Annotated in this window: 30 protein-coding genes and 1 riboswitch; of the genes, 16 read left to right on the top strand and 14 right to left on the bottom strand. The window is 53.9% G+C overall.

Annotated features, from left to right (window positions below; all coding sequences use genetic code 11):
• Nucleotides 1–15 precede the first annotated feature (15 nt).
• The 12 genes from IPP74_10860 to IPP74_10805 all read left to right on the top strand — a co-directional run bounded on the left by IPP74_10860 (nt 16) and on the right by IPP74_10805 (nt 12,542).
• Nucleotides 16–2,046 carry a hypothetical protein gene (locus IPP74_10860; GenBank protein ID MBL0319770.1) on the top strand — a complete coding sequence of 677 codons (2,031 nt, stop codon included), beginning with the start codon at nt 16–18 and terminating at the stop codon, nt 2,044–2,046.
• A complete protein-coding gene (locus tag IPP74_10855; protein ID MBL0319769.1) occupies nt 2,046–2,648 on the top strand; it encodes a DUF2460 domain-containing protein in 603 nt (200 codons plus the stop codon). The genes IPP74_10860 and IPP74_10855 overlap by 1 nt, the downstream gene beginning before the upstream one ends.
• The gene (locus tag IPP74_10850) at nt 2,645–3,505 is read left to right on the top strand and encodes a DUF2163 domain-containing protein (GenBank protein MBL0319768.1); all 861 of its coding nucleotides are present in this window, start codon (nt 2,645–2,647) and stop codon (nt 3,503–3,505) included. The genes IPP74_10855 and IPP74_10850 overlap by 4 nt, the downstream gene beginning before the upstream one ends.
• On the top strand, nt 3,502–3,948 hold the full coding sequence (locus tag IPP74_10845) for a peptidase P60 (GenBank protein MBL0319767.1): 447 nt from the start codon (nt 3,502–3,504) through the stop codon (nt 3,946–3,948). The genes IPP74_10850 and IPP74_10845 overlap by 4 nt, the downstream gene beginning before the upstream one ends.
• Entirely contained in the window at nt 3,930–7,361 is a 3,432-nt protein-coding gene (locus tag IPP74_10840) for a glycoside hydrolase TIM-barrel-like domain-containing protein (protein ID MBL0319766.1), read from the top strand. The genes IPP74_10845 and IPP74_10840 overlap by 19 nt, the downstream gene beginning before the upstream one ends.
• A gap of 830 nt (nt 7,362–8,191) precedes the next feature.
• Complete coding sequence (locus tag IPP74_10835) at nt 8,192–8,905, top strand: DUF2793 domain-containing protein (GenBank protein MBL0319765.1); 714 nt, start codon at nt 8,192–8,194, stop codon at nt 8,903–8,905.
• Nucleotides 8,906–8,909: 4 nt separating this feature from the next.
• Nucleotides 8,910–9,263, top strand: coding sequence for a hypothetical protein (locus IPP74_10830; protein MBL0319764.1), 354 nt, complete (start codon nt 8,910–8,912; stop codon nt 9,261–9,263).
• Complete coding sequence (locus IPP74_10825) at nt 9,260–9,916, top strand: hypothetical protein (GenBank protein ID MBL0319763.1); 657 nt, start codon at nt 9,260–9,262, stop codon at nt 9,914–9,916. Before IPP74_10830 ends, IPP74_10825 begins: the two co-directional genes overlap by 4 nt.
• Nucleotide 9,917: 1 nt before the next feature.
• A complete protein-coding gene (locus IPP74_10820; protein MBL0319762.1) occupies nt 9,918–11,345 on the top strand; it encodes a hypothetical protein in 1,428 nt (475 codons plus the stop codon).
• A gap of 95 nt (nt 11,346–11,440) precedes the next feature.
• Nucleotides 11,441–11,668, top strand: a complete 228-nt coding sequence (locus tag IPP74_10815) for a hypothetical protein (GenBank protein MBL0319761.1) — start codon at nt 11,441–11,443, stop codon at nt 11,666–11,668.
• Nucleotides 11,669–11,796: 128 nt separating this feature from the next.
• Nucleotides 11,797–12,105 carry a hypothetical protein gene (locus tag IPP74_10810; GenBank protein ID MBL0319760.1) on the top strand — a complete coding sequence of 103 codons (309 nt, stop codon included), beginning with the start codon at nt 11,797–11,799 and terminating at the stop codon, nt 12,103–12,105.
• Nucleotides 12,102–12,542: a lysozyme gene (locus IPP74_10805; protein ID MBL0319759.1), complete on the top strand. Its 441-nt coding sequence runs from the start codon at nt 12,102–12,104 to the stop codon at nt 12,540–12,542. Before IPP74_10810 ends, IPP74_10805 begins: the two co-directional genes overlap by 4 nt.
• A 44-nt stretch (nt 12,543–12,586) precedes the next feature.
• Here the strand turns inward: IPP74_10805 and hmpA are convergent, their stop codons facing one another.
• Nucleotides 12,587–13,807, bottom strand: a complete 1,221-nt coding sequence (hmpA, locus tag IPP74_10800; protein ID MBL0319758.1) for an NO-inducible flavohemoprotein — start codon at nt 13,805–13,807, stop codon at nt 12,587–12,589.
• 75 nt (nt 13,808–13,882) lie between these two features.
• On the opposite strand from hmpA, the gene IPP74_10795 reads away from it, so the two are divergent.
• Nucleotides 13,883–14,308, top strand: coding sequence for an Rrf2 family transcriptional regulator (locus IPP74_10795; GenBank protein ID MBL0319757.1), 426 nt, complete (start codon nt 13,883–13,885; stop codon nt 14,306–14,308).
• Nucleotides 14,309–14,391: 83 nt separating this feature from the next.
• Here the strand turns inward: IPP74_10795 and IPP74_10790 are convergent, their stop codons facing one another.
• Nucleotides 14,392–15,135, bottom strand: a complete 744-nt coding sequence (locus IPP74_10790) for a sulfite exporter TauE/SafE family protein (GenBank protein ID MBL0319756.1) — start codon at nt 15,133–15,135, stop codon at nt 14,392–14,394.
• 103 nt (nt 15,136–15,238) lie between these two features.
• On the opposite strand from IPP74_10790, the gene IPP74_10785 reads away from it, so the two are divergent.
• On the top strand, nt 15,239–15,886 hold the full coding sequence (locus tag IPP74_10785) for a hypothetical protein (GenBank protein ID MBL0319755.1): 648 nt from the start codon (nt 15,239–15,241) through the stop codon (nt 15,884–15,886).
• A 3-nt stretch (nt 15,887–15,889) separates the two neighbouring features.
• Here the strand turns inward: IPP74_10785 and IPP74_10780 are convergent, their stop codons facing one another.
• From IPP74_10780 to IPP74_10770, 3 genes are read right to left on the bottom strand one after another with little or no spacing between them, the layout of a single operon-like run.
• Entirely contained in the window at nt 15,890–17,182 is a 1,293-nt protein-coding gene (locus IPP74_10780) for a methyl-accepting chemotaxis protein (protein MBL0319754.1), read from the bottom strand.
• Complete coding sequence (locus IPP74_10775) at nt 17,157–17,678, bottom strand: PAS domain-containing protein (protein MBL0319753.1); 522 nt, start codon at nt 17,676–17,678, stop codon at nt 17,157–17,159. Before IPP74_10775 ends, IPP74_10780 begins: the two co-directional genes overlap by 26 nt.
• A gap of 3 nt (nt 17,679–17,681) precedes the next feature.
• Nucleotides 17,682–18,233 carry a hemerythrin domain-containing protein gene (locus tag IPP74_10770; protein MBL0319752.1) on the bottom strand — a complete coding sequence of 184 codons (552 nt, stop codon included), beginning with the start codon at nt 18,231–18,233 and terminating at the stop codon, nt 17,682–17,684.
• A gap of 199 nt (nt 18,234–18,432) precedes the next feature.
• Here IPP74_10770 and IPP74_10765 point away from each other — a divergent pair, with 199 nt between their 5' ends.
• Both IPP74_10765 and IPP74_10760 read left to right on the top strand, forming a co-directional pair.
• On the top strand, nt 18,433–19,533 hold the full coding sequence (locus IPP74_10765) for a HesA/MoeB/ThiF family protein (protein MBL0319751.1): 1,101 nt from the start codon (nt 18,433–18,435) through the stop codon (nt 19,531–19,533).
• Nucleotides 19,530–20,087 carry a hypothetical protein gene (locus IPP74_10760; GenBank protein MBL0319750.1) on the top strand — a complete coding sequence of 186 codons (558 nt, stop codon included), beginning with the start codon at nt 19,530–19,532 and terminating at the stop codon, nt 20,085–20,087. Before IPP74_10765 ends, IPP74_10760 begins: the two co-directional genes overlap by 4 nt.
• On the opposite strand, the gene IPP74_10755 is transcribed toward IPP74_10760, so the two are convergent.
• The 9 genes from IPP74_10755 to IPP74_10715 form a co-directional block, all read right to left on the bottom strand.
• Complete coding sequence (locus tag IPP74_10755) at nt 20,042–20,362, bottom strand: hypothetical protein (GenBank protein ID MBL0319749.1); 321 nt, start codon at nt 20,360–20,362, stop codon at nt 20,042–20,044. The genes IPP74_10760 and IPP74_10755 overlap by 46 nt on opposite strands.
• A complete protein-coding gene (locus IPP74_10750; GenBank protein MBL0319748.1) occupies nt 20,359–20,916 on the bottom strand; it encodes a molybdenum cofactor guanylyltransferase in 558 nt (185 codons plus the stop codon). The genes IPP74_10755 and IPP74_10750 overlap by 4 nt, the downstream gene beginning before the upstream one ends.
• A complete protein-coding gene (locus IPP74_10745) occupies nt 20,909–21,361 on the bottom strand; it encodes a molybdenum cofactor biosynthesis protein MoaE (protein MBL0319747.1) in 453 nt (150 codons plus the stop codon). Before IPP74_10745 ends, IPP74_10750 begins: the two co-directional genes overlap by 8 nt.
• A gap of 2 nt (nt 21,362–21,363) precedes the next feature.
• Nucleotides 21,364–21,618: a hypothetical protein gene (locus IPP74_10740; GenBank protein ID MBL0319746.1), complete on the bottom strand. Its 255-nt coding sequence runs from the start codon at nt 21,616–21,618 to the stop codon at nt 21,364–21,366.
• Nucleotides 21,603–22,859, bottom strand: a complete 1,257-nt coding sequence (locus IPP74_10735; GenBank protein MBL0319745.1) for a molybdopterin molybdotransferase MoeA — start codon at nt 22,857–22,859, stop codon at nt 21,603–21,605. The genes IPP74_10740 and IPP74_10735 overlap by 16 nt, the downstream gene beginning before the upstream one ends.
• On the bottom strand, nt 22,859–23,566 hold the full coding sequence (locus tag IPP74_10730) for a bifunctional molybdenum cofactor biosynthesis protein MoaC/MoaB (GenBank protein MBL0319744.1): 708 nt from the start codon (nt 23,564–23,566) through the stop codon (nt 22,859–22,861). The genes IPP74_10735 and IPP74_10730 overlap by 1 nt, the downstream gene beginning before the upstream one ends.
• Entirely contained in the window at nt 23,512–23,844 is a 333-nt protein-coding gene (locus IPP74_10725) for a hypothetical protein (GenBank protein ID MBL0319743.1), read from the bottom strand. Before IPP74_10725 ends, IPP74_10730 begins: the two co-directional genes overlap by 55 nt.
• A complete protein-coding gene (moaA, locus tag IPP74_10720; protein MBL0319742.1) occupies nt 23,845–24,822 on the bottom strand; it encodes a GTP 3',8-cyclase MoaA in 978 nt (325 codons plus the stop codon).
• Nucleotides 24,810–24,951, bottom strand: a riboswitch (molybdenum cofactor riboswitch). It overlaps the preceding gene by 13 nt.
• A gap of 46 nt (nt 24,952–24,997) precedes the next feature.
• Complete coding sequence (locus IPP74_10715; protein ID MBL0319741.1) at nt 24,998–26,575, bottom strand: nitrate- and nitrite sensing domain-containing protein; 1,578 nt, start codon at nt 26,573–26,575, stop codon at nt 24,998–25,000.
• Nucleotides 26,576–26,654: the final 79 nt, after the last annotated feature.

The following is a 26,654-nucleotide window of genomic DNA, read 5'->3' as shown; positions in this document are numbered from 1 at the left end:
GATCAGGCAGCGGGTGTGACTGCCCGTGAAATCACCGCGCTCGGCGAAGCCATCGAGGCCAACACTTTATTCAAGAAGGAGGAAATACAAAACGCGGCGGCGGCCCTGACTTCATTCCAGAATGTGGCGGGCGATGTATTCACCCGCGCGCTTGCACTTTCCACTGATCTCGCCGTGCGGCTTGGCACCGATGTGCCATCCGCCGCCGACATGCTGGGGAAATCGCTGGAAAATCCCGAAGAAGGCCTTGGGCGGCTGGCACGGAAATTCTCAGACCTATCGCCTGCACAGAAAGAGGTGATCGAGAATTTTATTAAACAAGGCGATGTCGCTTCCGCGCAGGCGGTAATACTGGAGCATCTGGAAGGCAAAACCCGTGGGCTGGCAGAAGCGCAAGCCAAAGGACTCACAGGTGCAGCGGATTCGCTCGGCGATGCATGGGACGATCTCATGGAGTCGTTCGGGCGCACGGTCGGTGAATCGGCAGCCGCACAATCGAGCCTCAGCGCACTTACCCGCGTGGTGCGTGGGCTGCAGGAAGCACTTGATCCCACACCTGCCAACCGCAAATCGCAGTTGGAAAAAGAAATCTCCGAGCTGGAAAACAGCTTCGGCACTCGGCTGGATCGCGCTGTGCTGGGCAGCGCACCCGCGCTCGATGCGAAGAAAGAAGAGCTGCGCCGTATTAACGAAGGTATTGCAGCGGAAGAATTACAGGCGGACAAAGAGCGCCGGGAAGCGCGTGCTGCCGCTGATCGTGCCGCTGCCGAGCGCCGCAACGAGACCTTGCTCGGCATCGAGCGGGAATACCAGAAAAAACTGAAAGAAAGCACGCAGAACGAACGTGACCGCATCCTTGAAGAAGCCACTGATGCCAAAAAGCGGATCGACGGATTATTCAAGGATAATCGCAACTCCGATTCCGCCCGCAGCGCACTCGAAGCGGTCGATGCTACCACCCGCGCCAAACTGACAAAGCTCGATGAAGAAGCGGCACGTCCCGCCCTGCAATTGGCGGAGGCCAATAAAAAAGTCATCGCCACGCTGGAAAAACGGCTAGAGCTGGAAGGCACTGCCGATCCGCGCGGGCGTTTTATCAAGGCCGAGACCGATAAGCTCAACGCCAATGCCACCAGAGAATATCGTAACCGCGTGGCCGATCTGGCAGGCTCGCTCTATGACCTGCAGGAGGCAGAAAAACAGGCAAAAGACGCCGAGGAAAGCCGCGTTAAGGCGATTGAGCAGATCACCGAAGCCATTTTAGATACCAGCACGGGCTATGATGTCGCTAAAGAGGCGCTGGATCAGTGGCGGGATAAGCTGATCGATGATCTTGGTGGTGCCACGGAAGCAAATCAGCGCTACCTAGAGCAGATCGAGCAGATATACGCTGTCCGGCTGAAGGAGATTTACGATAAGTCGCTGCTCGATAGTGACAAATGGGGAGATGGTGCCACGCGTGCGCTGAGGCGTTATGCCGACGAAGCCACCAATGCCGCCAAAAATGCTGAGGAATTGTTCGGCAGTGCTGCCCGTAAAGTCGAAGATACGCTGGTGGACATGGTGAGCAGCGGGGAAATCTCAGTCGGAAAGATCGGCGATCTGCTGCAATCACTGCAGCAGGATATTCTGCGCATGTTCATCCGCGAGAACATCACCGGCCCTATCGCGGGTGGTCTCAGCGATCTACTGAAAGGCGGCAGTGGCAGTAGCGGTGGTGGATTTCTTGGCGGGTTCTTCGATGATATTTTCGGCAGCCTGTTTCATGGCGGCGGCACGGTGGGTGAAGGAAGCCCGATGCGCCGCGCTGTTCCTGCCTATGCCTTTGCGGGTGCGCCGCGCCTGCATAGCGGCCTGATGCCCGACGAATTCCCGGCCATTCTGCAGCGTGGTGAAACCGTGCTGCCAAAGAATATAAAATCTGGCGGCAGCAACATTACCTTCAACATCACCACCCCGAACGCACAGAGTTTTATGGATAGCCAGGGCCAGATCATGAGCAAGCTGGCAGGCCAGATGCAGCGCTTTCGCACGAGGAACAACTGATGCCCGCTTTTCATGAAGTCCAGTTTCCGCCTAAAATCGCTTATGGGGCCACAGGTGGGCCGGAGTTTAACACCAGCGTCACCACGACATTTGCGGGGTTTGAGCAGCGTAATATTAACTGGCAAAAAGCCCGTGGCCGCTGGGATGTGTCAACAGGTCTCAAAAACAAAGCCGACATGGAGGCGCTGCAGGCGTTCTTCCGTGCGCGGTTTGGTAAAGCCTATGGATTCCGCTTCAAGGACTGGTCGGATTATCAGGCCGTGGCGCAGAATCTTGGGACAGGCAATGGATCGCAAACCACATTCCAACTGCTCAAATTATACAGTAGCGGCGGCTACAGTTACAGCCGCGAAATCAAGAAACCCGTTTCCGGCACGGTAAAGATTTACCTCAATTCCATCCTGCAATCCTCTGGCTTCAGCGTCGATCATGCAACAGGTATTGTCACTTTCAGCGCTGCACCGGCCGGTGGTGTGAATGTCAGTACCGATTTTGATTTCGATGTGCCGGTGCGCTTCGATACCGATGCGCTGGCGGTGCGTGCCGATGGGCCGGGTATTTTTGTGTGGGATGCAATCCCCATCGTGGAGATTCGCGCATGAGAACCGCATCTTCCAACCTCACGGCACATCTGGCAGGCGAAGTCACCAGTCTTGCCATCTGCTGGAAGCTCACGCTGGTGGGAGGCACGGTGATGGGTTTTACCGATCACACCTCCGACCTCACCATCAGCAGCCAGCTTTATAAGGCCGCGACGGGATTTTCCCCCACCAGTATTGAAACCAAGGATAGATTCTCCGTTGATAATCTCGATGTTGCAGGCATTCTCGATTCGGCTGCGATTACCGAGGCCGACATCATGGCGGGCAAATATGATTTCGCCGAAATCGAGATATTCATGGTGAATGTCACCGATCTCGCACAAGGCATCATCACCCATCGCCGTGGCTGGCTGGGCGAAGTGAGTGTTAAAAACGGCCAGTTTGTGGCCGAAGTGCGTGGTCTGGCTCAGAAATTCCAGCAGAATATCGGCGAGCTTTACAGCCCCACCTGCCGCGCTGTGTTCGGCGATACGCGCTGCAAGATCAATCTGGCAAGCTATACGGCGAGTGGTGCCATCAATACCGTGACCAGTCGTCAGGTTTTTATCAGCAACGCCATGACACAGGCGGCGGGCTATTTCTCTGGTGGTGAAATGGTATGGCTTACGGGTGCAAATGCTGGGCGGCAGATGGAGATTAAGGAATTCTCCAACAAGCAATTTACGCTTGTATTGCCCATGCCCAATTCGGTGGCAGTCGGGGACACATTTAATGCCATCGCTGGGTGTGATAAAACCTTCAATACCTGCTTTACCAAATTCGCCAATGCTGTGAATTTTCGTGGTGAGCCGCATGTTCCGGGGATGGACAAGGTGCTCGCTACCGCTGCAACCGCTAACGATCTACAACACTCATGATCTTAGAAAATGACATTGTCGTGCAAGCCCGCACATGGCTTGGCACGCCGTTTCATCATCAGGCCCGCCTGAAGCGTGTCGGCTGTGACTGCTTGGGCTTAATCATCGGCGTGGTGGATGAATTGGACTGGAAGGACAAGCATGGTCAGCCACTCGCGGCCTATGACGAAATCACTTATTCCAAAGAGCCGGACGGTGCGTATCTCACGCAGAAAATTGCCGCATTGCTGGATGAAGTGCCGATAGAGAACGCTCAGGCAGGTGATCTGGCTTTGTTCAATATGGCGGGCAACCCCCAGCATCTTGCCATTCTGACGGACTATGAAAATGCGCTCGGCATGATCCATTGCTATGCACAGGCGCGGCGCGTGGTGGAGCATCGTCTGGATGATGACTGGAAAAACAGGCTTGTGAAGGTATTCCGATGGCATCAATCGTCCTAGCAGCAGCGGCCAGTTCTGCCGCCACATCGCTGGGCGCAGGGACGTTCTTCGCTGCTGTTGCGGGTGGTGCTGGCGGCTTTCTCGGTGGGTTTGTTGACCGCGCAATCTTCGGTGGCGGCAAAACCCGCATCAATCAGGAGGGCTCGCGTCTCACTGACCTGATGGTGCAGTTTTCCACCTACGGGAAAGCCATACCCATCATTTATGGCAACAGCCGCATTGCCGGCAACGTCATCTGGTCGCGCCCGATCAAGGAAACCGTAACCACCAGTACGCAATCCTCTGGCGGCGGCAAAGGTGGTGGCGGTGGTGGCAGCGTGGAGACCACCACCACGACCTATAGCTACAGTGTCAGCATGGCGATTGCCATTTGCGAGGGGCCGATCACTGAGGTGGTACGGGTATGGGCGGATTCCAAGCCGCTCGATCTCACGCAGGGCAGCTATAGCCTTTATCTTGGCAATGAAACCCAGCTGCCTGATACTTTCATCTCGTCTTTCCACCCTGCGGGGCAAACGCCAGCATACCGGGGAATGGCCTATGTGGTGATTAAGGATTTCCCCCTAGCCGATTATGGTAACCGTATCCCCAACTTTACCTTTGAGGTACGCCGCACGCTGAAAAAACCCTTCGATCTTGAAGATAAAATCAAAGAGATAGCCCTAATTCCTGGCGCGGGCGAATATGTCTATGACACGGTGGTGCAGGAAAAGACGTTCGGCCAGCAGGATGTGGCGGGCAATTTCGTACAGGGCGGTAAGATCAACAAGCTGAACCTGAATAATCTCAGCAATAAAGCGGATAGCCTGGTCGCGTTGGATAATTTGAAAGCAACGCTGCCGAATGTCGAATATGTTTCAGTTATCCTAAACTGGTTTGCGGATTCAGTTGATCCCACCGTATGCATCATCAAGCCCGGTGTCGAGTTCGACAGTCAGGGCGCGCGTGTTGCCCCCGATGATTGGGTGGTGGCTGGGTTTACGCGCAACACTGGCCACCCCATCCTCGAATTCCCGGACGGATCGCCCACTTACGGCGGTACGCCCACCGACAAAAGCATCGTGCGCCTGTGTCAGGAATTGAAGGCGCGAGGCTACAAGGTGCTGTTTTACCCGATGCTGCAAGTGGATACGATCACGCCGCAAAGCAAGCCGTGGCGTGGGCGCATCACCCCCACCACCGCAACAGATGCCAATAATTTCTTCACGCGCAGCAACGGCTACAACGCTTTTATTAATCATTACGCCAATTTGAATGTCGGCGGCGTGCTGCTGAAAAACACCATCGACGCTTTCATGATCGGTTCGGAATTGGTGGGACTCACCACCTATATGAGCAGCGCAGGCGTATTTCCTGCCGTTGCCCAGCTAAAGAGTCTTGCCGCCAGCGTGAAATCAGCCGTGGGTTCGGGCGTGAAGGTGATGTATGGCGGTGACTGGAGCGAATATCATTCCTCGAACGGCTGGTATCACCTCGATCCGCTCTGGTCGGATAGTAACATCGATGTGGTGGCGATTGACTGCTATTTCCCACTCACACCCGACCTGCCGCAAACACAGATTGATTACCAAAAGGTTTATGACGGCTGGACGCAGGACGAAGGCTGGGATTATTACTATGCTGATTCGGTGAACCGCACAGGCTTCACCAGCTATGGCGGTTCGCCCACTTACGCATGGAAAAACGTCAAGCACTGGTGGAATTCCACCCATACTAACCCCGATGCCAGCGGCACGGCATGGGCTGCCAAAATGAAGCCCGTGTGGTTCTCTGAGCTTGGCTTTCCTTCTGTGGATTGCTGTGCCAACCAGCCGAACGTGTTCGTTGATCCTGATTCGGTGGAGAGTTTTTATCCCCGTGGCTCGCGTGCGCGGGTGGACTTTCTGGCACAGCGCACCGCGCTCGACGCCTCCATTGATTACCTTGATGACGAAAATGCGCTGGAAGCCAACTTTATCCCGCGCAAATTCATCTGGACATGGGATGCGCGGCCATTTCCATTCTGGCCAGATCTGCTCGGCGTCTGGTCGGATGGCGGTAACTGGAAAACAGGCCACTGGATTCAAGGAAAGCTGGGACTCTCTAATCTCGGGCAGATCGTCGCCGATTTGCTGAAGCGCGTTGGCTATGACAGCACTATGTATGATGTTACGCGCCTGACCGATATCGTCAGTGGCTACATCATCAATAACCGCCAGACGGTGCGCGGATGTTTGGAGCAGCTGGCGGCAGCGTATTTCTTTGACTGCGTGGAATCCGATGGGCTGCTGAAATTTATCAAGCGCGGCAAAGTATCGAATGTCACGCTGGATTTCACCGAACTGGTGGCACAGGACGATGCCAACGATACACTTGCCATCACCCGCACGCAGGAGCTGGAGCTGCCGCGTCAGGTAGATGTGATTTACCTGAACCGCACGGCAGATTATCAGGCAGGAACGCAGTCCTCGCAGCGGCAAACAGTCAAAGCCGTGGATTATGTGACGGTGAACCTACCCATCGTACTGTCCGATCAGGAAGCCAAGGTGGTGGCGGATGTGACCCTCTACAATGCATGGGTTGGGCGTGTGCAGTATCAGCTGACCGTGCCTCCGAAATATGCGCTGCTGGAGCCGACCGATGTTATTACCATCACCAAGGATGGTGCAGCCTATCTCATGCGTGTGACGGCATCCAAGCTGGTGCGAAACGGTGTGCAGGAGCTGGCAGCGGTCGCGGAAGATGTCAGCAGTTACGACTTTTACAATCCTGCAGGTAGTGGTGCACCCGCGATTCAGCCGCCCACAACGGTTTCCGCCACGCGACTGGATCTACTTGATCTGCCAGCATTCCCGACTGATGCGGTAACGGATGCATATCTGCGCTATGGAGTAGTTGGGCTTGGTGGTGAATGGACGGGATCGGCAGTCTACCGCTCCGACGATGGCGGTGCCAACTATGCTCTGATGCAATCCTTAACCGCGCAGGCAACGATTGGTGCCGCCTTAACCATTCTACCTGCTGGCACGGCCTACACATGGGATGTCACGGGCAGCGTTGATGTATTGCTCACCTTTGGCGAGCTGCAGAGCGTGACCGAGATTGCGGTGCTGAATGGTGCGAATGTCTGCGTCATTGGCGATGAGGTGCTGCAATTTCAAACGGCAACTCTCATCGGCGACAACCAGTACCGTCTATCGCGGCTTCTGCGCGGCAGGCTTGGCACGGAATGGGCAGTTTCTGGCCATGTGGCGGGTGAGCGTTTTATTCTGCTCACCAACGCCCTGGCGCGAGAGCTGGTGGCATCATCAGGATGGAGCATCAGCAAAAAGTACAAACCTGTTACCATCGGCTCCACGCTAGGGGCGACAACTGCGCAGGATTTTACCTATGCCGCAAGGCGCTCAAGCCATACGCGCCAGTGCATATCGTAGGCAGCCGAAATGTGGCTAGCGATCTGACCATCGGCTGGAAGCGTCGCACACGGATCGGTGGGGATTGGCGGGACGCGGTGGACATTCCGCTTTCCGAGGAGTCGGAACGCTACGAGGTGGAAATCATGCAGGGTGTAACGCTCAAACGCACGATTACTGGTCTGACTTCGCCCATAACCATCTACACCGCCGCGCAGCAGGTGACCGATTTCGGATCGGCGCAAAGCAGTGTCAGCGTGAAAGTCTATCAGCTTTCAGCAGCAGTCGGGCGTGGCAATGCAGGCATAGCCATGGCGCCTCCCGGCCTTCTCGCGGGGCCCGCCCGCTGCGGGGCCCCCCCGCCGCCCCTTTCCCCGCCCTCGCGCGGCCTCCCCCGCCGCGCCGGGCCCCCGCCCGGCCCGCCGGCCGCGTCCGGGTCCGGCCGGCGCCCGGGACCCGCTTTCTCACGGGTATCGTCTTTTTTTGTCAGAGGGTTCTCTTTGGTGGGTGTCTTCCTGGAGGGACTTTGGGGGGCGGGCCGGGGGGGGGGGCTGGGGGGGGGCAGGGGGGTGGGGAGGGCGGGGACCGGGTTATGTGGGGTGGGGGGGGGGGCGCGGTGGGGCGCGGGGGGCCGCCCCGGGGGGGCGGGGGCTTGGACGGGGGGGGGCGCGCCCGGCCGGCGGGGGGTGCGGGCGGGCGCGGCGGGGGCCGGCCCCCCGCGCGGGGCGGCCCTCCCCCCTGCGGGCGCCCCCCCCGCCCGACGCCGGCGTGGCCGTCCCAAAACTGAGCGTAACGCCCCACGAACGCATCTGAAAACTTACCAATGGCCCCTTCAACCAGGGGACCATCCGATGCCCAACAACACCGGACGATTACTGCTGCCTTATATTCTGCAATCGCAAAGCCAGAAGGAAGTGACACATAATGATGCACTCAATATTCTCGACGTGCTGATTCAGGCGGTCGTGCAGGATGTGGGTTTGAACACGCCACCTGGTAGCCCCACAGTCGGGCAATGCTGGGTGGTGGGTTCATCCCCCACAGGCGCATGGGCAGGCAAAGCAAGCCAGATTGCTCAAGCGGTGGATGGTGGTGGCTGGTTTTTTGTTGCCCCATTCAAGCGGCTGAAGCTCTGGAATGAAACCACCGACGAATATGTGATGTTCGATGGCACAAACTGGGTGCCACAAGGTTTGCTGCTCAAAGAAACCGGTGAATATCTGCGTGTGGAACATAAAACCGAGGATGTGACGGTCAACACGGGCGCATTCAAGGATACCACGATTCAGATTCCCGACCGCGCTATTGTGCTGGCGGTCAACGTGCGCGTGATTACAGCAATCACAGGCGCGACATCCTTTGGCATTGGGGTGGTTGGCGATACCACGCGATACGGCAACCTGATCGGCATTGCGCTTGATTCCACCAATATCGGTATCACCAGCCCTCTGGCGTACTACGCCAACACGGCCATTCGCTTGACTGCCAACGGTGGAAACTTCACGGGCGGCGTGATCCGCACCACGATGCAATATCTCAAACCACGCGGCCCATGGACATGGTAATTTTATGACCACACACCCAGCCAAGCATAATTTCTATGTGTATCGCGGCGCGACGTTCAGCGAGCAGATCGAATGGAAGGACGAAAGCGGCACGCCTGTGAACCTGACTGGCTTCACCGCCCGGATGCACATGCGTGAAACACTCGAAGCCGCTGATCCGTTCCTAACACTCACCACGGAAAACGGCGGCATCACCCTCGGCGGGGTGGCGGGAACCATCCAGCTACTGGCCAGTGCCACACAAACCACAACCATTACCGCCATCAGCGGCGTGTATGACCTTGAGCTTGTCTCAGGCGCGAACGTCACTCGCTTGCTGGAAGGGCTGGTGATCATCAGCCCGGAGGTAACGCGATGACGGAAGTAGTCACCATTAACGAAGTGATCCATATCGTCAAAGTCACCGAGCCGAAAGTGCAAGTGGTGACGGTTGGAACGCAGGGACCACACGGCACCGGCGGAGATATTGACCACGCCAGCCTGAACGGGCTGGAGGCCGATGATCATCCCCAATACCACACCGATGCGCGTGGCGATGTGCGCTATTACACCAAGGTGCAGGTGGATGCCGAGCTGGCTGGCAAAGCAAACGCAGCACACGGGCATAGCGTGGCGGATGTCGCAGGGCTTCAGGCGGCACTGGATGCAAAGGCAAGTACCAGCCACGGACACACGATTGCCGATGTCGCAGGGCTACAAACCGCGCTCGATACCAAGGCAGATCAATCGGCCATGCCAAACACGGCGCTGGCGCAGGTGGACTTTGGCCACGCATCCGGTGGGGAAAGCAACTTCGCCCGTGCATCGGTGTCTGCTGCATGGGTGGCAAGCGGGTCAGTGATCCTCTGCGCGGTGGCGTCAGGATCAGCGGATCATGATCCCGAAGATGGGGCGCTCGAAGGCATTACGGCCACGGCCTGCAATCTGGTGGAAGGTTCTGGTTTCGACGTGATTGCCCATGCGCCGGGTGGCAGCTGGGGACGGTACAACATCAACATAATGGGGTTATAGCATGAGCATCATTCTCAAATCGGGTGATTCTGCCGATCTTGCATCGGTGGACGCCAATAAACGTCTGAAGATCAACCTGCCGATGGAGCTGGTGGATGCTGGCTACTCGGTGCTTGCCGGGGAATCTCACGATGGGCAAAGCGGCGAGCCGCGACTGGTTCGTGCCGCACGGGTTTCAACCGATGGCCGCCTGCGCGTGGGCGTGGATAATATCTACTGGGCGGATACCTTCAATCACACGGTGGTGGATGGCAGTGCCTATCAATTTGTCAGCGTGACGGCCACCATCGCCATGACAGGCGGCTTTCTGGTGCTAAATGCTGGTAACTCGGTCGCATCGGCAGCGGTAGCACGGGCGCAAACCTTCCGAACTTTCCCACTGCATCCGGCAGGATCACTGGAAGTTGCCTTCAGGCAGCGCTTTGCCAATAATCCCATCGCCAACAATGTCTGCGAGTTCGGTGTTGGTTTTGCCGCAACGACTGCCACGCCAACGGATGGGGTATATTTCAAACTCAACACCGCTGGCGTGCTGGTGGGCGTGATGAATATCAACGGCACGGAAACAACCACCGCGCCGATGCCTTCGCCCGTGGCCGGACAAGTGAGCCACTACCGCATCGTGATTGATCAGGATCGGATCGAGTTCTTTATCGACGGGGTATTAGAAGGCGTGATCCTGTCACCAAATACTGCCGCCGCCGTATCGCTGTCACGCTGGCAGCCGCTGCTCATGCGCTGCTACAATGCCGCCGCAACCGGCACCGCTCAGCGCATGGAAGTGGCCGATGTATCGGTGATTGCCCGTGATCTGGCACTAAACCGCCTCTGGCCTACGGCAATGGCTGGCGCAGAGTGTGGCAGCTACAACAACCCACGCGGCGCAGCGGTGGCGCAGTCTGCCAACTATGCCAACAGCGCAGCGCCGGTATCCGCCACGCTTTCCAATACGGCGGCGGGCTACACCACGCTGGGCGGCCAGTTTCAGTTTGCAGCCGTGGCCGGTGCGGAAACCGATTACGCGCTCTTTGCCTTTCAGGTTCCAGTAGCGGCAGCCGGTGGCGGCAACCGCAATCTGGTGATCCGTGGGGTGCGGATTGAAACTTTCAATATGGGCGCGGCTTCTGCCACCACACCCACGCTTTTACAATGGGCATTGGGCATTGGCTCCACCGCCGTGTCGCTTGCCACAGCGGATTCCAACACCGCAGGCACACGCTCGCCGCGCCGGGTGCCGCTGGGTATCCAGTCCATGCCGGTGGGAACGCCGATTGGTGGCGCATTAACACCCATCGACGTGAACCTTGATGCACCGCTCTATGTGGCGGCAGGCACTTTTGCCCATGTCATCCTTCGCATACCGGTGGCAACCGCCACCGCATCCCAGATCATCCGTGGGTTGGTGATGATCAACGGCTATTTTGAGTAAAAACTTCTCAAAATACCCCCAAGACACCCACAAATCCCAAAATGAAACACCGCCCTTTGAGGCGGTTTTTTTATGCCCAAACTTAAGGAGGAACCATGTCACCAAGCGACGATATTGATGTGCGCTCACAGCTGGCTGTGATGAATGCGCAGATCCAAACACTCACCAAAACGGTTGATGTGTTGGCAGAGGAAGTGAAGTCGCTCACCGCGCTGGCCAACCAGGGCAAGGGCAGCCTGCGCACGCTGTTGATCGTTGGCGGCTTATGGACGGGCTTGGTGGCCTTTCTCAGCTTCGCCGCTGGTCATCTTTCCTGGAAATAATGGAGGTTCTTATGATTACGCTACTCGGTTCTTTACTCGGCTTCCTGTCTGCAGCCTTTCCTGATTTCTTAAAACTGTTCCGCGACGCGCAGGATCGCAAGCACGAGCTTAAAATCTTAGAGATGCAGATGGAGCAGCAGAAGCTCGGGGCTTCCCAGCGGCTGGAAGAAATCCAAGTGAACGCCGACATCGCCGAATCCCAAGCTCTTTATCGGACGTACAACACAGGCATTCGCTGGGTGGACGCACTCAACGGCACCGTGCGCCCCGTCATCGCTTACAGCTTCTTCATTCTCTATGCGCTGGTGAAGGTGATGCAGTTTTCGGCAGATCTTCCGTGGTTGCTATGGACGGCTGAAGACCAGGCGATTTTCGCAGGCATCATCAGCTTTTATTTCGGCCAACGCGCTATGGCTAAAGTTCGGGGTGGGAAATGAGACACGTCACACAAGAAGGCCTGAGCCTGATTAAGCGCTTCGAAGGCTTTTCTCCGACGATCTATGTGGATGCGGCAGGCCTGCCCACGATTGGCTACGGGCATTTGCTGCGTCCGAATGAAGCGGAGATGTTTCGGCGCGGTATCAGCCACGAGGCTGCTATCGCGTTATTGAACAAGGATGTGGAAGCCGCCGAGCGTTCGGTGCTGCGCCTGATCACCGTGCCACTCACCAACGGCCAGTTCGATGCGCTGGTGTCATTCACGTTCAATCTGGGCGGTGGGGCGCTCCAACGCTCCACCCTCCGCCGCAAAGTAAACCGCGAAGAACATGATGACGTGCCAGCCGAATTTCTACGCTGGGTCTGGGCTGGCAGGAAGAAGCTGCGCGGGCTGGTAAAGCGGAGACAGGCAGAGACCAAGCATTACGCATCATAGCAAGTGCGGTATTAAACCCACAACCTAGCCAGCTTTAACCGCTTCTAAGCAGCCTTTTCCAGTTCCTGACGCGGTCCGAAGAACTCGAAATGCACCTGCGATGCCGGGATGCCCCATTTTATCAGGTCGTGATAGATGGACACCATGAAGGGCTGTGGTCCGCAGAAATAATAGTCCGCATCCCGCGCTGGCAATAACCCTTCGATATACTCCGCAGTGACAAAGCCGGTACTGGCATTGCCTGTACGTTCTCCGGCATCACTGTAGCGATGATAGATTTTCAGATTTGCGTGCTGCTGTGCAAGCGTATCCACCGTTTTGCCAAAAGCCTGCACGCTTTCGTTCAACACGGCATGGACGAAAATGATGTCGCGTTTAGGAAATGCCTCCAGCGCCGAAAGCAAAATGCTCATGATCGGCGTAATGCCAACGCCAGCGGCAAGCAGTACCAATGGGCGTTCGTGCTTCTCGGTTACATCGAGGAAGAACTCCCCGCACGGCGGCGCGAGTTCAATCGTATCGCCCGGTTCCACTTTGTCGTGCAGCATGTTGGAAACATAACCGGCTGGCGTGTTTGCTTCAGGCGGAAGCTCGCGTTTCACGCTGATGCGGAAATGCGGCTGATCCGGTTTGTCAGACAGGCTGTAATTACGCATGGTGGTTTGGCCATCCGGGGTTTTGACCCGCACGGTGATATATTGCCCCGGCTTGAATGCAGGAAGCGGTGCGCCGTCGGCGGCAACCAGATAGAACGAGGTAATGTTGCTGCTTTCTTTTTCCTTACGACTCACTCGGAATGACTTAAAGCCTTCCCATCCACCCGGCTTTTTGGCGTTTTCATCATAAATTTGTTTTTCACGACCAATCAGAATGTCGGCAAGGAAACCATAGGCAGCAGCCCATGCGTTGATAATGTCATCCGTTGCTGCTTCGCCTAGCACTTCGCGAATGGATGCAAGCAGGTTTTCCCCCACAATCGGGTAATGCTCTGGCTTAATCATCAACGATGCGTGCTTTTGTGCGATTAGCTCTACTGCGCTACCCAATACTTCCAGATTGTCTATGTTAGCGGCATATGCCGTAATCGCGCCAGCTAAGGCGCGTTGCTGTTTGCCTGCGGTTTGATTCGCCGGATTAAAAAACGGGGCTACTTCCGGATTATGCGCGAACATACGCTTGTAAAAATGCCGCGTCAGGGTTTCACCATGCTCGGCCAGCACGGGTGCGGTGGATTTAACAATCGCAATGGTTTTTTCGTCTAACATGGCATCTCCTTTATAATATGTAGATAAAATACATATTATGGTTATGATCACTTCTCAGATATTTACAAGGCGATTATGCAACTCACCCAATTTACCGATTACGGCTTGCGAAGCCTGATGTATCTGGCCGCCCAGCCGGATAGATTATGCAGCGTGCGTGAAATAGCCGAGCATTACGCCATCTCCAGAAACCATCTGGTGAAGGTGGCGCATCGCCTTGCCCAGCTTGGCTACGTTACCAGCAGCAAAGGCAAAGGCGGCGGCATTCGACTGGCGTGTAAACCTCAAGAACTATGCTTAGGCGATCTTGTTCTCGCACTGGAGCCGAACATGTATCTGGTGGAATGCTTCAACCGTGCAGCCAATACATGCACGGTCGTCAGCGCTTGTAAGCTGAAGCATTTTCTGGCAGATGCAAGCAAGGTTTTTATTAACACACTTGACCAGCATACGCTGGATGACGTGGTGATAAGCAACCAATCGGTTGTGGGCTGTCGGTAAAAAACTTGGAGGACTCATCCGACGAAGATCAGCGGAAAGTGTTTTTTGTATTAATTTTAAACCCCGCCTTCTTGCGGGGCTTTTTATGCCAGAAGCATCTTCCCACCCGCTATCACCAATACCAGCGCCAGCATGATGCGGATGCCTGGGATGGTAAGAGTGCGTGTGCCAAGCTGTGTGCCTACAAGTCCACCAAGCAGCACTGCGCCTGCCCACACCGAAAGTGCTGATGGCAAAGCCTGAAGCGAAGATATATTCCCAAGAAGTCCCGAAATAGAATTAACGAGAATAAAACTGGCTGCAACTCCCGACACATTGCGCGTAGGTGCCCAGCCCATGAATAACAGCAATGGGCTAAGGAAAATGCCGCCACCTGTGCCGCTTAGTCCCGCAAGCAACCCAAGTCCTGCGCCTGTGGCGAGTGATGCTGCAAGCGGAGGTCGCTGCACCTTCCGATCTTTTTGTTTTGATGTTTTAGCAGTACGTAAAAGTTGAAATGCCGAGAGTAGTAATATGATTCCAATCAGAGGTTTATAAAAAGCAGGTGGTATATGGATCATCCCTCCGACAAACGCAGCGGGTATGGAGGCCACCACAAATGGTATCAGCAGCTTCAAGTCATTTTGGCCTGCGCGCGCGTAGCGATAGGTTGCAAGTGAGGCCACCAGTACATTCAGCGCAAGAGCGGTGGGGCGCATGGTTTCGGGGGCAAGCCCGAACAAGGCCATCGCCGCCAGATAGCCGGATGCTCCTGCATGACCCACGCTGGAATAAAGCGTAGCAGCGATAAAAATCAGAGCGGTAAGAATGAGTTCTTCTGGTGTCATGGTGTTTCTTTTATGTTTTTTCGTAGGCTATATTGCATAGCAGCACAGAATAAAAACTGATGCAGGTCAAATGCAAGCCCCTAGAATCGACTAATTTATCGCCATGACACACTATATCATCAGCCTTACGCTACTCTTTTTATCACATGCGCTACTCTCATGGCCGCAGGTCAGAAAAAAGCTGGTCGGCTTCTTTCCCAAACCAGTTTTTTATACGCTGTATTCCGCTATTTCCTTGGCCGCATTGTTTGCGGTGATTCACAGCTACCAGCAGTTTGATGACTATATACCGCTTTATGAGCCGGCATTGGCCATAAGGCCATGGGTCGTTGTCTGCATGCTGATTGCCTTTTTCTTTATGGTTTGCCGCATTAGTTCGCCATACCCAAAAACATCGGTGCCATATGGTATTTACCGCGTGAGTCGCTTTCCGGGAAGCGTTGGGATTGTGCTTTGGGCGTTGCTACACCTCTTAAGCATTGGAGATACAAAACGCGTCCTGCTGTTTGTGTGCATGCTTGTCATTGCGGTTTTTGCGATGGTTAAAAATACCCTGCAGATGAAGCAATCATCCCCAGCATTGCTTAAAAACACCTCCATTATCCCATGCGTGAAGATGCCAAGAGACACTATCGTAAGTGCCTTCAAGGAGATAGGTTTTGTGAGAGTTGTCGTCAGTTTGGCTCTGTATGGATGTGCACTGCTACTCCACGAGCACTTATTAGGTGTTAACCCACTAGGTGGCCTTTAGGAGCTAAGCAGCATTCTGAATTTCAGCGATAAAACTATCAATCTCGCGGTGTAATACCCCAGACTGCGCCGTCAAATCCGAAGACGACTGTTTCATGTCTTTTGCTGCCGTTCCTGTTTGTTGTGCAGCAAGGGACATATCACTCACTGCGCTTGAAACCTGTGCAGTATTCTGGGCCGTCTTTTGAATCGAGTTTGATATTTCTCGCGTGGCTGCTGTTTGCTCTTCCATAGCTGCGGCGATGGCGGTGGCGATTTCATCGACTTTTTGTACTACAGTCGCGATTTCTCTTACCGATGCCGTGGTCTGGTGAATAGCTTCGCGTGTTGCATTAATATATTCAGTGATTTCAACGGTTGCTTTTGTGGTCTGGTTCGCAAGCGTTTTTACTTCAGAGGCGACAACTGCAAAGCCCTTGCCAGCTTCTCCCGCGCGAGCAGACTCAATGGTTGCGTTGAGAGCCAAAAGATTAATCTGGCCAGCAATCCCGTTAATCATGTCAATAATCCCGCCAATTTTCTCCGCGCCGGTGGTCAGGTTGGCAAGCACCGTATTCGTCTGTGTTGCTTTATCCGTTGCCTGACGTGCAATCGTGCTGGATTGGTTGATTTGCTGATTAATTTCTCCAATCGACGCGGATAGCTCTTCCACAGCCGCCGCGACGGTGCTTACGTTTCTGGAAGCGTCATCACTGGCATTGGTAAGACCGGCTGCCTGCGTAGAGCTTTTTTCCGCAACAGTGGATAGCATATCCGACATTGCTTGCAGCTGGCGTGTGGAGGCGGCGAGATCATTCGCCGTCTTCTTTACGGTTTCCTCGAGTTTATTCGCTGCTTTCTGTACGGAGCGAATCATATTGCGGCGAATGGCATCCATGCCGCCATTCATGATTTCGGCACCATTTTTATAGCAGCCATCCATGCCCACCAGCACGATTTTGCGGTAGTATTTTTCCTCTGCTGCATGTTCCAGTGTCGCCAGCGATTCACGCACATAGGCATCAGCCATGTCGATGCTGTCGTTAATGCGGCTGATCATGTTAGCCAGATCGCCGCGTTCTTTGGGTAGCAGAATGCGTGATTCCATATCCCCCGCTGCGCACCGCCCCGTAATCTCAGCGATCACATGCGCCATCACTTTCATCTTGTGTATGTAATAGGCTTGCGCTCCCAGAAGAATGACGGCGACGCTTAGCAGCGGCGCGGCATAGTTGGTCTGAAACAGTGCAATCACAATAGCGATGGTTGATAAAATGCCAAGCCACCCCGTTTTAGAGAGAGAGGATAAATTCATCATAGCTGACTCCTTTCTCAGCAAGGACAGAGTTGAGCAGAGCAAGTGAAGCCGCCATGCCGTCTTTTGCCATGGGGTGTTTTTCTTCTTCCTGTTTCAATAGTTGATAAATCGGGGTGATCGTTTGAATCGCTTGTCTGTCTGGGCAGCGACGATTTGAATGTGCGCCGACGATATTCTTTGCGGCATCAAACGATGGAGTGATGTGCGCGAACACCCAGTAATGATCGCCATTCCTTGAGCGATTCACCACATAGGCAAATATCTCTTTGCCGCTTTTAACGCGCTCCCAGAGCAGTTTATAGACCAGTTTCGGCATATCTGGATGTCGTATGACATTATGTGGTTTTCCAAGAATCTCCTGAAGGCTATAATCCGCCAGTTTCAAGAAAACCTCATTGGCATAGGTGATGATGCCTTTGGTGTCAGTCTTGCTGACAATCACCTCATTCTTAGCGAATGTACGCTCAACTCCTGTCAAGCTCTGGCTTCTGCTCATAGATCACCTGCCGCCGCACCCGCCGCAGCAACCATGCTCGGCGCTGCTGGCGCTTTGTTTGAAGAGGAACTCATTTTCCAATCGGATATGCTCCATCAGATCATCGCGTAATTCGCCAACACCTGCATAAAGTGTACGCCAGCTGTTACATGCAGCCTCTGGAAATTGAAGTTGATGGGCAAGCATCAGCATTTTCTGAAGTGCCTCCATGTGCTGAACATGCTCGGATTCCATCACGGAGATGGGGCCAACAGCCATGTTTTTCTGACCACGCAGAATCATGGGAAACAGGATGTGCTCTTCCTTCTGCATATGACTTTCCAATTCCTGCAGCATATCCACGAGATGCGCTGCTAAGCCAACAGGCACATCCGGATGCTCGGCATGTACGCGCTCTACCTTCTCGGCCAGTCCAATCAACTCTGGTAACTGCTCACGGTGCCTGACATGATAACGCTCCAGCACATGGGCAATGAGTTCTTTATCAGTTGCTTTCGCCCAGTCTCGCGGGTGTTGCTGAGGTGCAGGTTGATTCGATGTGTGTGCGTGCAGCATAGCCAAAACTCCCTATTGTTAATTCAAGCCTATGGAGTTCGTGGCGTTTGTGGATTGATTCAGATCAACTGTTTTCAGTGAGAATGCAACCTTTGGTTAACAAGAGGTTAACGAGTTGGTTGCTTTCTGATTTCTAGTTCGTTCAATTGTGTTGACCCAGATCAATCACCAGAATCTTCCAGAATTCTAACGTGAGGATATGAACCGTTATGCTCGTCAAACAGTCCTTCCCGAAATGGGACAAGAAGGACAGGAACGTCTGAAATCCGCCTCGGTGCTATGCATCGGCGCGGGTGGGCTTGGCTCGCCTGCGTTGCTTTATCTGGCGGCGGCGGGCATTGGCTGCATTGGGCTGGTGGATGATGACGCGGTGGATATCAGCAACCTGCAACGGCAGGTGTTATTTAAGGAAGCCGATCAGGGAAAGCCGAAGGTAGAGGCGGCGAAGGCGGCACTGGCCGAGCTGAATTCCGAATGTCAGATTGAGGCGTATTTTGAGCGATTCAGTGCAGAGAATGCAGAAGCGTTACTGAAAAATTATGATGTCATTATCGACGGCACGGATAATTTCAGCAGTAAGTTTCTGATTAACGATGCTTGCGTGAAGTTTGGCAAGCCACTGGTTTACGGCTCGATACTGGGCTTTGTAGCGCAGGTGTCGGTGTTCTGGGCTGGTCATGGGCCATGTTATCGTTGTTTGTATCCCAAACCTCCAAGCGGCCATATTCCCAACTGCGCCGAGGCGGGAGTGATTGGTGCAATGGCAGGCATCGCCGGAACCGTGCAGGCGCTTGAAGCCATTAAAATGGCGCTGGGCTTGGAGTGGTGCAAAGAAAAAAATCTGGAGCCGCTGCTGGGTACGCTCTGGATACTCGATGCACGCAGCATGCAGACTAAAACGCTTAAACTTAATAAACGGCATCAATGTGCCGTATGCTCGGCTAATCCGAGCGATATTGTGCTCGAGCAGGCAGAAGAAAGTTGTGCGGCGAAGACGGACGTAAAAAATATCAGCGCAGAAGATGCGGCAAAACGGATGGGTAAAGCGGTGTTTATTGATGTGCGCGAGGCACATGAGCTGGCATCAGGCAGGATTCCAAAGGCGATGCATATACCGCTTGGCACATTGCTATCCAACGAAGATTCGGTGGGCGATATTACTTCAGACACTCCCGTGATCGTCTATTGTCAGCATGGCATACGCAGTTTCTCGGCGGCATCTCATCTTGTCGCGCTGGGCTTCAGAGACGTTGCCCACATCACTGGCGGCATTGTGCGATGGAAAGATGAACTAGCATGAGCGAAGTCATCGGCTTTCTGATTACGCTCTCTGCTTTCTGGCATGTGCTGGGCTTCGCGTTCGGGCTGATTTACATCCATTTCTCACTCAAAAGCCTGCTGGGCATTATTTCCTACGATAAAACATGGACGCGCATGATTCGCTCTGCCGACGTGCATTTATGGCTTTCAGGCTTTGCGCTTATCGGCCTTGGCATTTGGCAAAAGGGATTTGATGCGTATCTCGCCAATCCCAAACTCTGGTGCAAGGTCACCGTGGTTGTTCTGTGGTTTCTTTCCACGCAGGCCATGCGTCGTTACGCGGTGCCGAAGCTCAGATTGGGAAATCCTCGGCCAATGCTGCGGCTTGCAAGCGTCAATATTGCCTGCTGGATTTACGGTGCCATTCTTGGATGCGCCAAACCGCTCGCTTATGGCGTATGGTCTTATCCAGAATTCCTGGCAGGCTTTGCTGTAGTAGTGATGTTGTGCTTCGTTGCTTTAGGACAAATGGAGCAACGCGCGCAGCGTCAGCGTTTACGCCGGACATCCACTTCCAGCACTAGTTCAATCTGAGCGCCATTCATCGTGACCGTTTGCTCAATCCCTTCACGTGAGGGCAATGATGCCAGAAACTGACTAAAATCTTTGCGATCCACCAGCAGCTTCCACGCAGTTTTCTGTACGTCCAATGCCAAGGTTTGTTCTATCTCTGCAAGTGCCACGGAATATTCCACAGTCTGCGCGCCGAGATTGAGCGAGAAAGCAAGCACACCATCCTGCCTTAATAGTTCTGTCTCTCCTTGCGTGATGCGAAAGCGAAGCTGATTTTCACTGATGCGTAGATTCATGAGATGACCTCCTGCCATTCTTCCGGCGTGTTGGTGTTGGTGAGCGCCTTTTCCATCTGCCTTGATAGCGGTACTGATATTGCGTTTAGCCTCGCTAAAAATTCTTTTACGGACAATTTTTTCTTCTTTACCAACTCCTGAATGCAGCTATCTGCATGTCGTGTGGCCGCTTCATCCGTCGGAATAATGCAGGGAAGCGGATGATTTTCAATGTGGTGCGTTTTATGTGCAGGGCAATCCACAAGCAGTCGAATCAGTTCTTCTGTCAGGTAAGGCATATCAACCGGCACAAAAAGCAGCCGTTTGTAATTTATCGACAATCTTAAAATACAAGAACAGATACCACTCACCGGGCCGCACTCTGAAAGCAGATCGGGGAAACTTGGGTAATCAGCGATTTTACCACTCACATAAACACGCGATACACCAGCGGCTCGTATCGTATCCGCCACCACATCCACCAGCCGCTTGCCCTTGTAAGGCAGCAATGCCTTATCCTGCCCCATGCGCGAGGATTTGCCTCCGACTAGTATGACTGCGGCAACATCATCCATGGTGATGCCCACAGAGCGTATGGCCTTTGACCCACTCACTAACACCGTCCACGTAATGTTCCTGCTTCCAGATCGGCGCGCGGATTTTGAGTTGCTCGATCAGGTAACGGCAGGCCTGAAAGGATTCATCGCGGTGGGGCGAGCCGACAGCGATGATGACGCTAATGCCGCCAATCTCCAGCTTGCCTTTGTAATGCTCGATATAAAGCCGCAGACGCTCGCCGAATTGCGCCGTCGCTTCCGCGCAGATTTCCTGAAACACATTGCAGGCCAGCGGCGCGAATACATCGTAACTCACCGCATTCACGGCCTTGCCCATATTGTGATTGCGCACTTTGCCGATAAACATATTCAGCGCGCCATTCTCCGCCGCATCCACAAAATCGGCGGCTTTTTGGATGGATAGTGTTTCCTCGCTGATGCCCGTATAGATGGATTGCGTCATCGTCAGCCTCCGCACACGGGTGGCAGAATGGCGAGCTGGGTGTCGCGCTCGAATACCGCATCTTCGGGCAAAATTTGCGTTTCATCGGCCAGTGCGGAATCATCAATCAGCGGATTGTTATCAAGTGCGGCTTTGAGTGCACGCCGTGCCTCAATCAGCGTCGCGCCATGTGGCAGGCTAAGTGTGAGTGGTTTGCCATTCTCATGCCCACGAAACGCACCGAAGAGATTGACGGTAAGGGTTATGCTGCCTGACATAGTGTTTTATCCTCGTTGCGGCTTGTTGTTTTTAATGCGGCGTAAAGCACGACAGACACGCGATCACCCGCTTTGACCACTGTCTTTTCTTCCTCCAGCACCACCCAAGCATTATTCGCGGCCATCGGGCTGATCTTGAAGGACTCCTGACCATCGCTGATATTTGTGCGCAAGCATCCCGTTTCATCCAGCCAGACTGATGCTTTCAGGAATTGGCGGAAGTTACCTTTCTTGGTGAAGTTGTTTTCCAATGTCGCCATGAGCGGCGGTGCATCAGGCAGGCCTTGCAGTGCTCGCACCAGCGGCATCACGAAGAATGTAAAGCCAATCGCCGCTGAAATCGGATTCCCCGGCAAGCCAAAATAGAAGCTGCCGTTTGGCAATATTGCAAACAACACAGGCTTTCCAGGGCGAATGTTGACGCGGTGGAAGTGGATTGTTGCGCCCATATTTTTCAGACTCTCAGGGATAAAATCCCATACACCCTTCGAGACCGCGCCCGTGCTGATGAGTATCGCGGGTTCTTTGATCGCAGCAATTTTTCTCTCGAACAGTGCAGGATCATCGCGCACAATCCCTTCATATTGGGCATCCAGCCCTTGCTGCTTGGCTACAGCCAGCAAATACGGTACGTTGGAATTGTAAATCTGCGTGCCTTGTAGCTGCGTCGCATAATCATCCGTGATTTCATTGCCCGTGCTGAGGATATGAAGTTTTGGCGTGTGCGTAGTTGCCACTTCCACGATTCCCAAGCTGGAGAGCAGCATAATCGTTTCGGGCGTAATCGTCTCGCCACGGCGCAACACGGACTGACCCTTCGTCACATCCTCGCCCGGAAGCCTCACATGATCGCCCATGTGCGCAGGTCTGGTGAATGTCACCGTATCGCCGCTCGCTGTCACTAGCTCCACTGGCACAATAGCGTCATAGGGTTCTGGCACGATAGCGCCTGTCATGATCTGCGCGGCAGTCTCCGTGTGTCCGGCAGAAGCCACATCTCCTGCAGCAATAGCCGTCTGAATTTTTAAGGTCACGGGGCTTGGTTCGCTGGCGCTTGCGAGCTGCGCCGCACACACGGCGAATCCATCCATCGCGCTATTACGGAAGCTCGGCACCTGCATCGGGCTTGTCACGTCCTCAGCTGCAATCTTTCCCAATGCCTGCATGAGCGGAACTTGCTGCACCTTTGGCGCGCCTGCTTGGCCAGTGATAATCTTTAATGCTTCTTCGTATGAAATCATTATTTTTCTCCGTTTGAAATGCGGATAAGATGTGGAATGAGTTTCGGCAACAAGGTGCCTAAGCCCTCGCTGACAGCGGCAGGGTTGCCCGGTAGCGTGATAACCAGCGTAGAGCCGATAATGCCGCCGACTGCGCGACTGCTCCACGAAAGTGGTGTGTACTGTGCGCCGTGATTACGTAATAATTCTCCTACGCCAGGGATTACTTTATCGAACAGCGGCAACAAGGCTTCGAGTGTATAATCGCGGGGCGAAACACCCGTACCGCCCGTGGTGATAAGCAGATGCGGCGTGTGGCGCGTCACCATTTCCTGTACTGTCGCAGCGATACCGTCTTTATCATCAGGAATGACCTGGTAATCGCAAATGCTGCATCCGGCTTCTTCCAATTCGGCTTTGAGCGTCGCACCCGAAACATCCTCATATTCGCCCTTGGCGGCGCGATCACTTAAGGTAAGCACGGCGGCTTTACGGCCTGCTAGTAGTTTTGCAACTGGCGGATTCACCAGTTCCAGCACCCAATCTGGAACGCCAGCAGGGTTCAGCCACAAGCCAGATTTCCCGCCTTTCTTGGCGAGGAGCTTAATCTCGCGCATGGCAAGATTCGCCTCGATCATCTTGCTCAAATCCCAGATGGTGAGCAGCGCGGCGTTCACCCCCGCCAGCACCTCCATCTCAATGCCGGTTTTTGCATGCACCGAGGCCACGCAAACACACGCAAGGCATTCACTTCGGGCAAGAGTTCGGTGAAAACACGCACCATGTCCAACCCCATCGGGTGGCAGAGCGGGATCATCTCGTAGGCCTTTTTAGCCCCCTGAATACCAGCGATTTCCGCCAGCATCAGCACATCGCCTTTGGGTAGTTTGCGATCACGAATCAACGCAAATGCTTCTGCCCCGACGACAATTTCACCACTGGCAACAGCAATACGGTGCTTAATGGGTTTATTCCCGACATCGATCATTTGAAAACTAGGCTTCATCTATCCTCCGAGTGTCGCAAGGTGCGGCGTGGAGCCGGTGATTCCTTGCTGTAAATAATGTGTTTCATGTTTGAAATGCAGCGCCGAAGCAATGGCATCAATGAGTTCTTCGCGTTGGTCATCGGCTTGTAAGTATGGGCGTAGATCGTAGCCGCCTTCGCCAAACAGGCAGAGCATCAGCTTGCCGCGCGAGGTAACGCGCAGGCGGTTACAGCTTTTGCAGAAATCCTTGGAATACGGCGCAATGATGCCGATTTTCCCCGCATAGTCAGGATGGGTAAATTCCTGCGCTGGGCCACTATCGGGCTTGCGAAGCTCTGGCACGAACCCATGCTCTAAGAGCTGCTGAATAATCACACCAGCACCGATATGGTGTTGTTTGAAGAAGGCTAGATTCTCGCCCGTTTGCATCAACTCGATAAAGCGCACCGAGAGTGCCTCTCGCTGAATCCACAACAGGAATTCCGGCAGCGTGTGGTCAGTCACTTCTTTGAGAAGCACCGAGTTGATCTTGATATTGGTGAATCCTGCCGCTTTTGCCGCTTCGATACCTTCCAGTACATGCGTGAGCTTATCCTGACCGGTGATGGCGTGAAACCGCTCGCTATCAAGGCTATCGACACTGACATTGAGTGCATTGATGCCCGCATCGCGGAAGGCTCTGGCATTTTCCTTCAGATTATAGCCGTTGGTGGTGAGTGCTACCGTGCGAATGCCCGGAATGTTGCTGACGACGCGCGCAATCTGGGTCAAATCCTTCCGCACCGTTGGTTCACCACCCGTCAGGCGGATTTTATGGGTGCCAAGCTCAGCAAAAGCCGTTGCAAGTCGGGTGATCTCAGGGAGTGTGAGGAAGTCACGGTCAGTTTTCTGGTAGCCATTGGGCAAGCAATAGGTGCAGCGGAAGTTACACACTTCCGTCACGGACAGTCTTAAATAGGGGAATTTCCTCCCAAATGAATCCTTCAACACCTTCATATCCTTTCCAAACGCGGGAGGCAGAGACGTTTCCGCCGCTACCCGGTGAGCTTATGCCCACGGCCTGAAATCCTTGGACTGGCACATGTCAGCCGTTAGGCGTTTCAGGCTTCGGATGATGGAAGGGTAAAAAGGAAAGGCGTTTTAGCAATTGATGTGGATCAACTGCCTGAAACTAATTCATACAAACAGGGTTTGGGCATTCGGGTGTATTGTGGCGGCTGCACTGAACGGCAAGGTCACTATCACAGAAATCGCATAGTGCGAATACATCGGGCAGACTGATGCTGCTTCGCTCCACATCGATGCCTTGCTCTTTGAGTGTTTGAAGCGTGCGTGAGAACGTCTCAGGTTTCATGCCGAGATAGCCAGCAATCAGCGATTTATCATAAGGCAGCTTGAGATTTTTTGTACGATCACCGCTTTCTAAGAACAGCTTCAGTAGGAACCAGCCTACACGCTGTGTCACGGTTTTAAGCGTCAGTTGCTCAAACTGGCTAATCAGCGCCTGAGATCTGCCAGAAACGGTGGAAAGCATATTCACTGCCAATGCATGATTATTCTTAAGTTTCTCTCGAATCATTGAGGCTGGAATTGAGAGCAGCTTTACATTGTCGACTGCTTGTGCATTCACCGGCAGCGGCGTATCATTAAAAATGACGGTTTCCAGCAAATTGTCGCCCGTACTCAGCACCTGCAGAATGGACTCCTGACCATCAACATTGCCCTTAAACAGCTTCACCCATCCCTCTAAGATGATGTAAAAACGTGAAGCCTGTTCACCCTGCATAAAAATGAGGGTACCTTTATTGTGATTAGTGATGCGGGCATATTTCAGAATATCATTCAAGTTGGCGGCATCGAGTCCTGCAAAGAGCGGCAGCACTTTGATCGTATCCATATAAGCACGCACACCTGACTCAATTCCGCTTGCATCTGCAACGCCCTGACTGAGGGCTGGCACAGATGCTTCGGGTGCTTTGCCATTCGTCTTTGCGAGCTTCTGGGCAGGCTCATCTGCTTTAGAGAGCTGCTTAATCATCATGCGGCTGACTTCGTGCAGTACATCCATTTTTGCGGTAAACAAATTAAACCACTCGGTTGCGTTCAGGGCTTCTAGTTGTGGAGAAGTGCCGTTTTTAAGGGCTGAGTGAATCTCTTCCACACGCTTAAAGCTGTCATTTTCCTTCTTCAACTTCTCGATAGCTTCGCGGCCTTTGCTATCAGCCAGCATCATGAACATGCGCTCATAGGCTTGCTGCTCGGAAATGATGTATTGCAGCCGCTCTCTGAGTTCGGGGGACTCTTTCCAATCCATTGTCAGCAGTTGCGTTCCAAGTGCTCGTTCAAGCCCAACACGCTCTTTCCACTGCAAAAAATGCATAAGTGCCGCAACTTTGGCAGGTTGATTATCGGCATCAAACACCGCCAGTTCCTGCGTAATATCAATGGCAGGGGCAATAATCTCGCGGCTGTAAAAAGAGATCGCTTCCGGCGCTTCAATCATCCGCGCAATGATATATTTGCGTTTCGCCGCCAAATAATGGGCAGCATGCAAAAATGGCTCCAGCTTAGCATTTTGCTGCTTCGGCAATGTGTTCAGGGGCTTCAGGCGCGTATCAACGACCGCAAATTGTGATTCCAGCTCCTCGGAAAACTGTTGTCCATGGCTTCGCAGATACAGAGATACAGAGCCGCGTTCCTTCTGGGCTTCATGGATAAAATCACAAAAATCGTATAACACACTGGTCATCAGGCATAGTTCCGCTATTTTTTCAGTGACTATAGCCGTAACGGCAAAAATCTCAAATAGAAATCCAGGCCCCCTTCTC

It is taken from the genome of Alphaproteobacteria bacterium, assembly GCA_016722515.1.
In the GTDB taxonomy this organism is placed as follows: Bacteria; Pseudomonadota; Alphaproteobacteria; order Rickettsiales; family JADKJE01; genus JADKJE01.
The sequence above is the reverse complement of the archived record's forward strand: the minus strand, read 5'-3'. Positions and strand labels throughout refer to the sequence as shown.

Bases quoted from the DNA above. Each gene is read 5' to 3' on its own strand.
- IPP74_10855 (MBL0319769.1), top strand. From the start codon at position 2,046: ATGCCCGCTTTTCATGAAGTCCAGTTTCCGCCTAAAATCGCTTATGGG.
- IPP74_10850 (MBL0319768.1), top strand. From the start codon at position 2,645: ATGAGAACCGCATCTTCCAACCTCACGGCACATCTGGCAGGCGAAGTC.
- IPP74_10845 (MBL0319767.1), top strand. From the start codon at position 3,502: ATGATCTTAGAAAATGACATTGTCGTGCAAGCCCGCACATGGCTTGGC.
- IPP74_10840 (MBL0319766.1), top strand. From the start codon at position 3,930: ATGGCATCAATCGTCCTAGCAGCAGCGGCCAGTTCTGCCGCCACATCG.
- IPP74_10835 (MBL0319765.1), top strand. From the start codon at position 8,192: ATGCCCAACAACACCGGACGATTACTGCTGCCTTATATTCTGCAATCG.
- IPP74_10830 (MBL0319764.1), top strand. From the start codon at position 8,910: ATGACCACACACCCAGCCAAGCATAATTTCTATGTGTATCGCGGCGCG.
- IPP74_10825 (MBL0319763.1), top strand. From the start codon at position 9,260: ATGACGGAAGTAGTCACCATTAACGAAGTGATCCATATCGTCAAAGTC.
- IPP74_10820 (MBL0319762.1), top strand. From the start codon at position 9,918: ATGAGCATCATTCTCAAATCGGGTGATTCTGCCGATCTTGCATCGGTG.
- IPP74_10815 (MBL0319761.1), top strand. From the start codon at position 11,441: ATGTCACCAAGCGACGATATTGATGTGCGCTCACAGCTGGCTGTGATG.
- IPP74_10810 (MBL0319760.1), top strand. From the start codon at position 11,797: ATGGAGCAGCAGAAGCTCGGGGCTTCCCAGCGGCTGGAAGAAATCCAA.
- IPP74_10805 (MBL0319759.1), top strand. From the start codon at position 12,102: ATGAGACACGTCACACAAGAAGGCCTGAGCCTGATTAAGCGCTTCGAA.
- hmpA (MBL0319758.1), bottom strand. From the start codon at position 13,807: ATGTTAGACGAAAAAACCATTGCGATTGTTAAATCCACCGCACCCGTG.
- IPP74_10795 (MBL0319757.1), top strand. From the start codon at position 13,883: ATGCAACTCACCCAATTTACCGATTACGGCTTGCGAAGCCTGATGTAT.
- IPP74_10790 (MBL0319756.1), bottom strand. From the start codon at position 15,135: ATGACACCAGAAGAACTCATTCTTACCGCTCTGATTTTTATCGCTGCT.
- IPP74_10785 (MBL0319755.1), top strand. From the start codon at position 15,239: ATGACACACTATATCATCAGCCTTACGCTACTCTTTTTATCACATGCG.
- IPP74_10780 (MBL0319754.1), bottom strand. From the start codon at position 17,182: ATGATGAATTTATCCTCTCTCTCTAAAACGGGGTGGCTTGGCATTTTA.
- IPP74_10775 (MBL0319753.1), bottom strand. From the start codon at position 17,678: ATGAGCAGAAGCCAGAGCTTGACAGGAGTTGAGCGTACATTCGCTAAG.
- IPP74_10770 (MBL0319752.1), bottom strand. From the start codon at position 18,233: ATGCTGCACGCACACACATCGAATCAACCTGCACCTCAGCAACACCCG.
- IPP74_10765 (MBL0319751.1), top strand. From the start codon at position 18,433: ATGAACCGTTATGCTCGTCAAACAGTCCTTCCCGAAATGGGACAAGAA.
- IPP74_10760 (MBL0319750.1), top strand. From the start codon at position 19,530: ATGAGCGAAGTCATCGGCTTTCTGATTACGCTCTCTGCTTTCTGGCAT.
- IPP74_10755 (MBL0319749.1), bottom strand. From the start codon at position 20,362: ATGAATCTACGCATCAGTGAAAATCAGCTTCGCTTTCGCATCACGCAA.
- IPP74_10750 (MBL0319748.1), bottom strand. From the start codon at position 20,916: ATGGATGATGTTGCCGCAGTCATACTAGTCGGAGGCAAATCCTCGCGC.
- IPP74_10745 (MBL0319747.1), bottom strand. From the start codon at position 21,361: ATGACGCAATCCATCTATACGGGCATCAGCGAGGAAACACTATCCATC.
- IPP74_10740 (MBL0319746.1), bottom strand. From the start codon at position 21,618: ATGTCAGGCAGCATAACCCTTACCGTCAATCTCTTCGGTGCGTTTCGT.
- IPP74_10735 (MBL0319745.1), bottom strand. From the start codon at position 22,859: ATGATTTCATACGAAGAAGCATTAAAGATTATCACTGGCCAAGCAGGC.
- IPP74_10725 (MBL0319743.1), bottom strand. From the start codon at position 23,844: ATGAAGCCTAGTTTTCAAATGATCGATGTCGGGAATAAACCCATTAAG.
- moaA (MBL0319742.1), bottom strand. From the start codon at position 24,822: ATGAAGGTGTTGAAGGATTCATTTGGGAGGAAATTCCCCTATTTAAGA.
- IPP74_10715 (MBL0319741.1), bottom strand. From the start codon at position 26,575: ATGACCAGTGTGTTATACGATTTTTGTGATTTTATCCATGAAGCCCAG.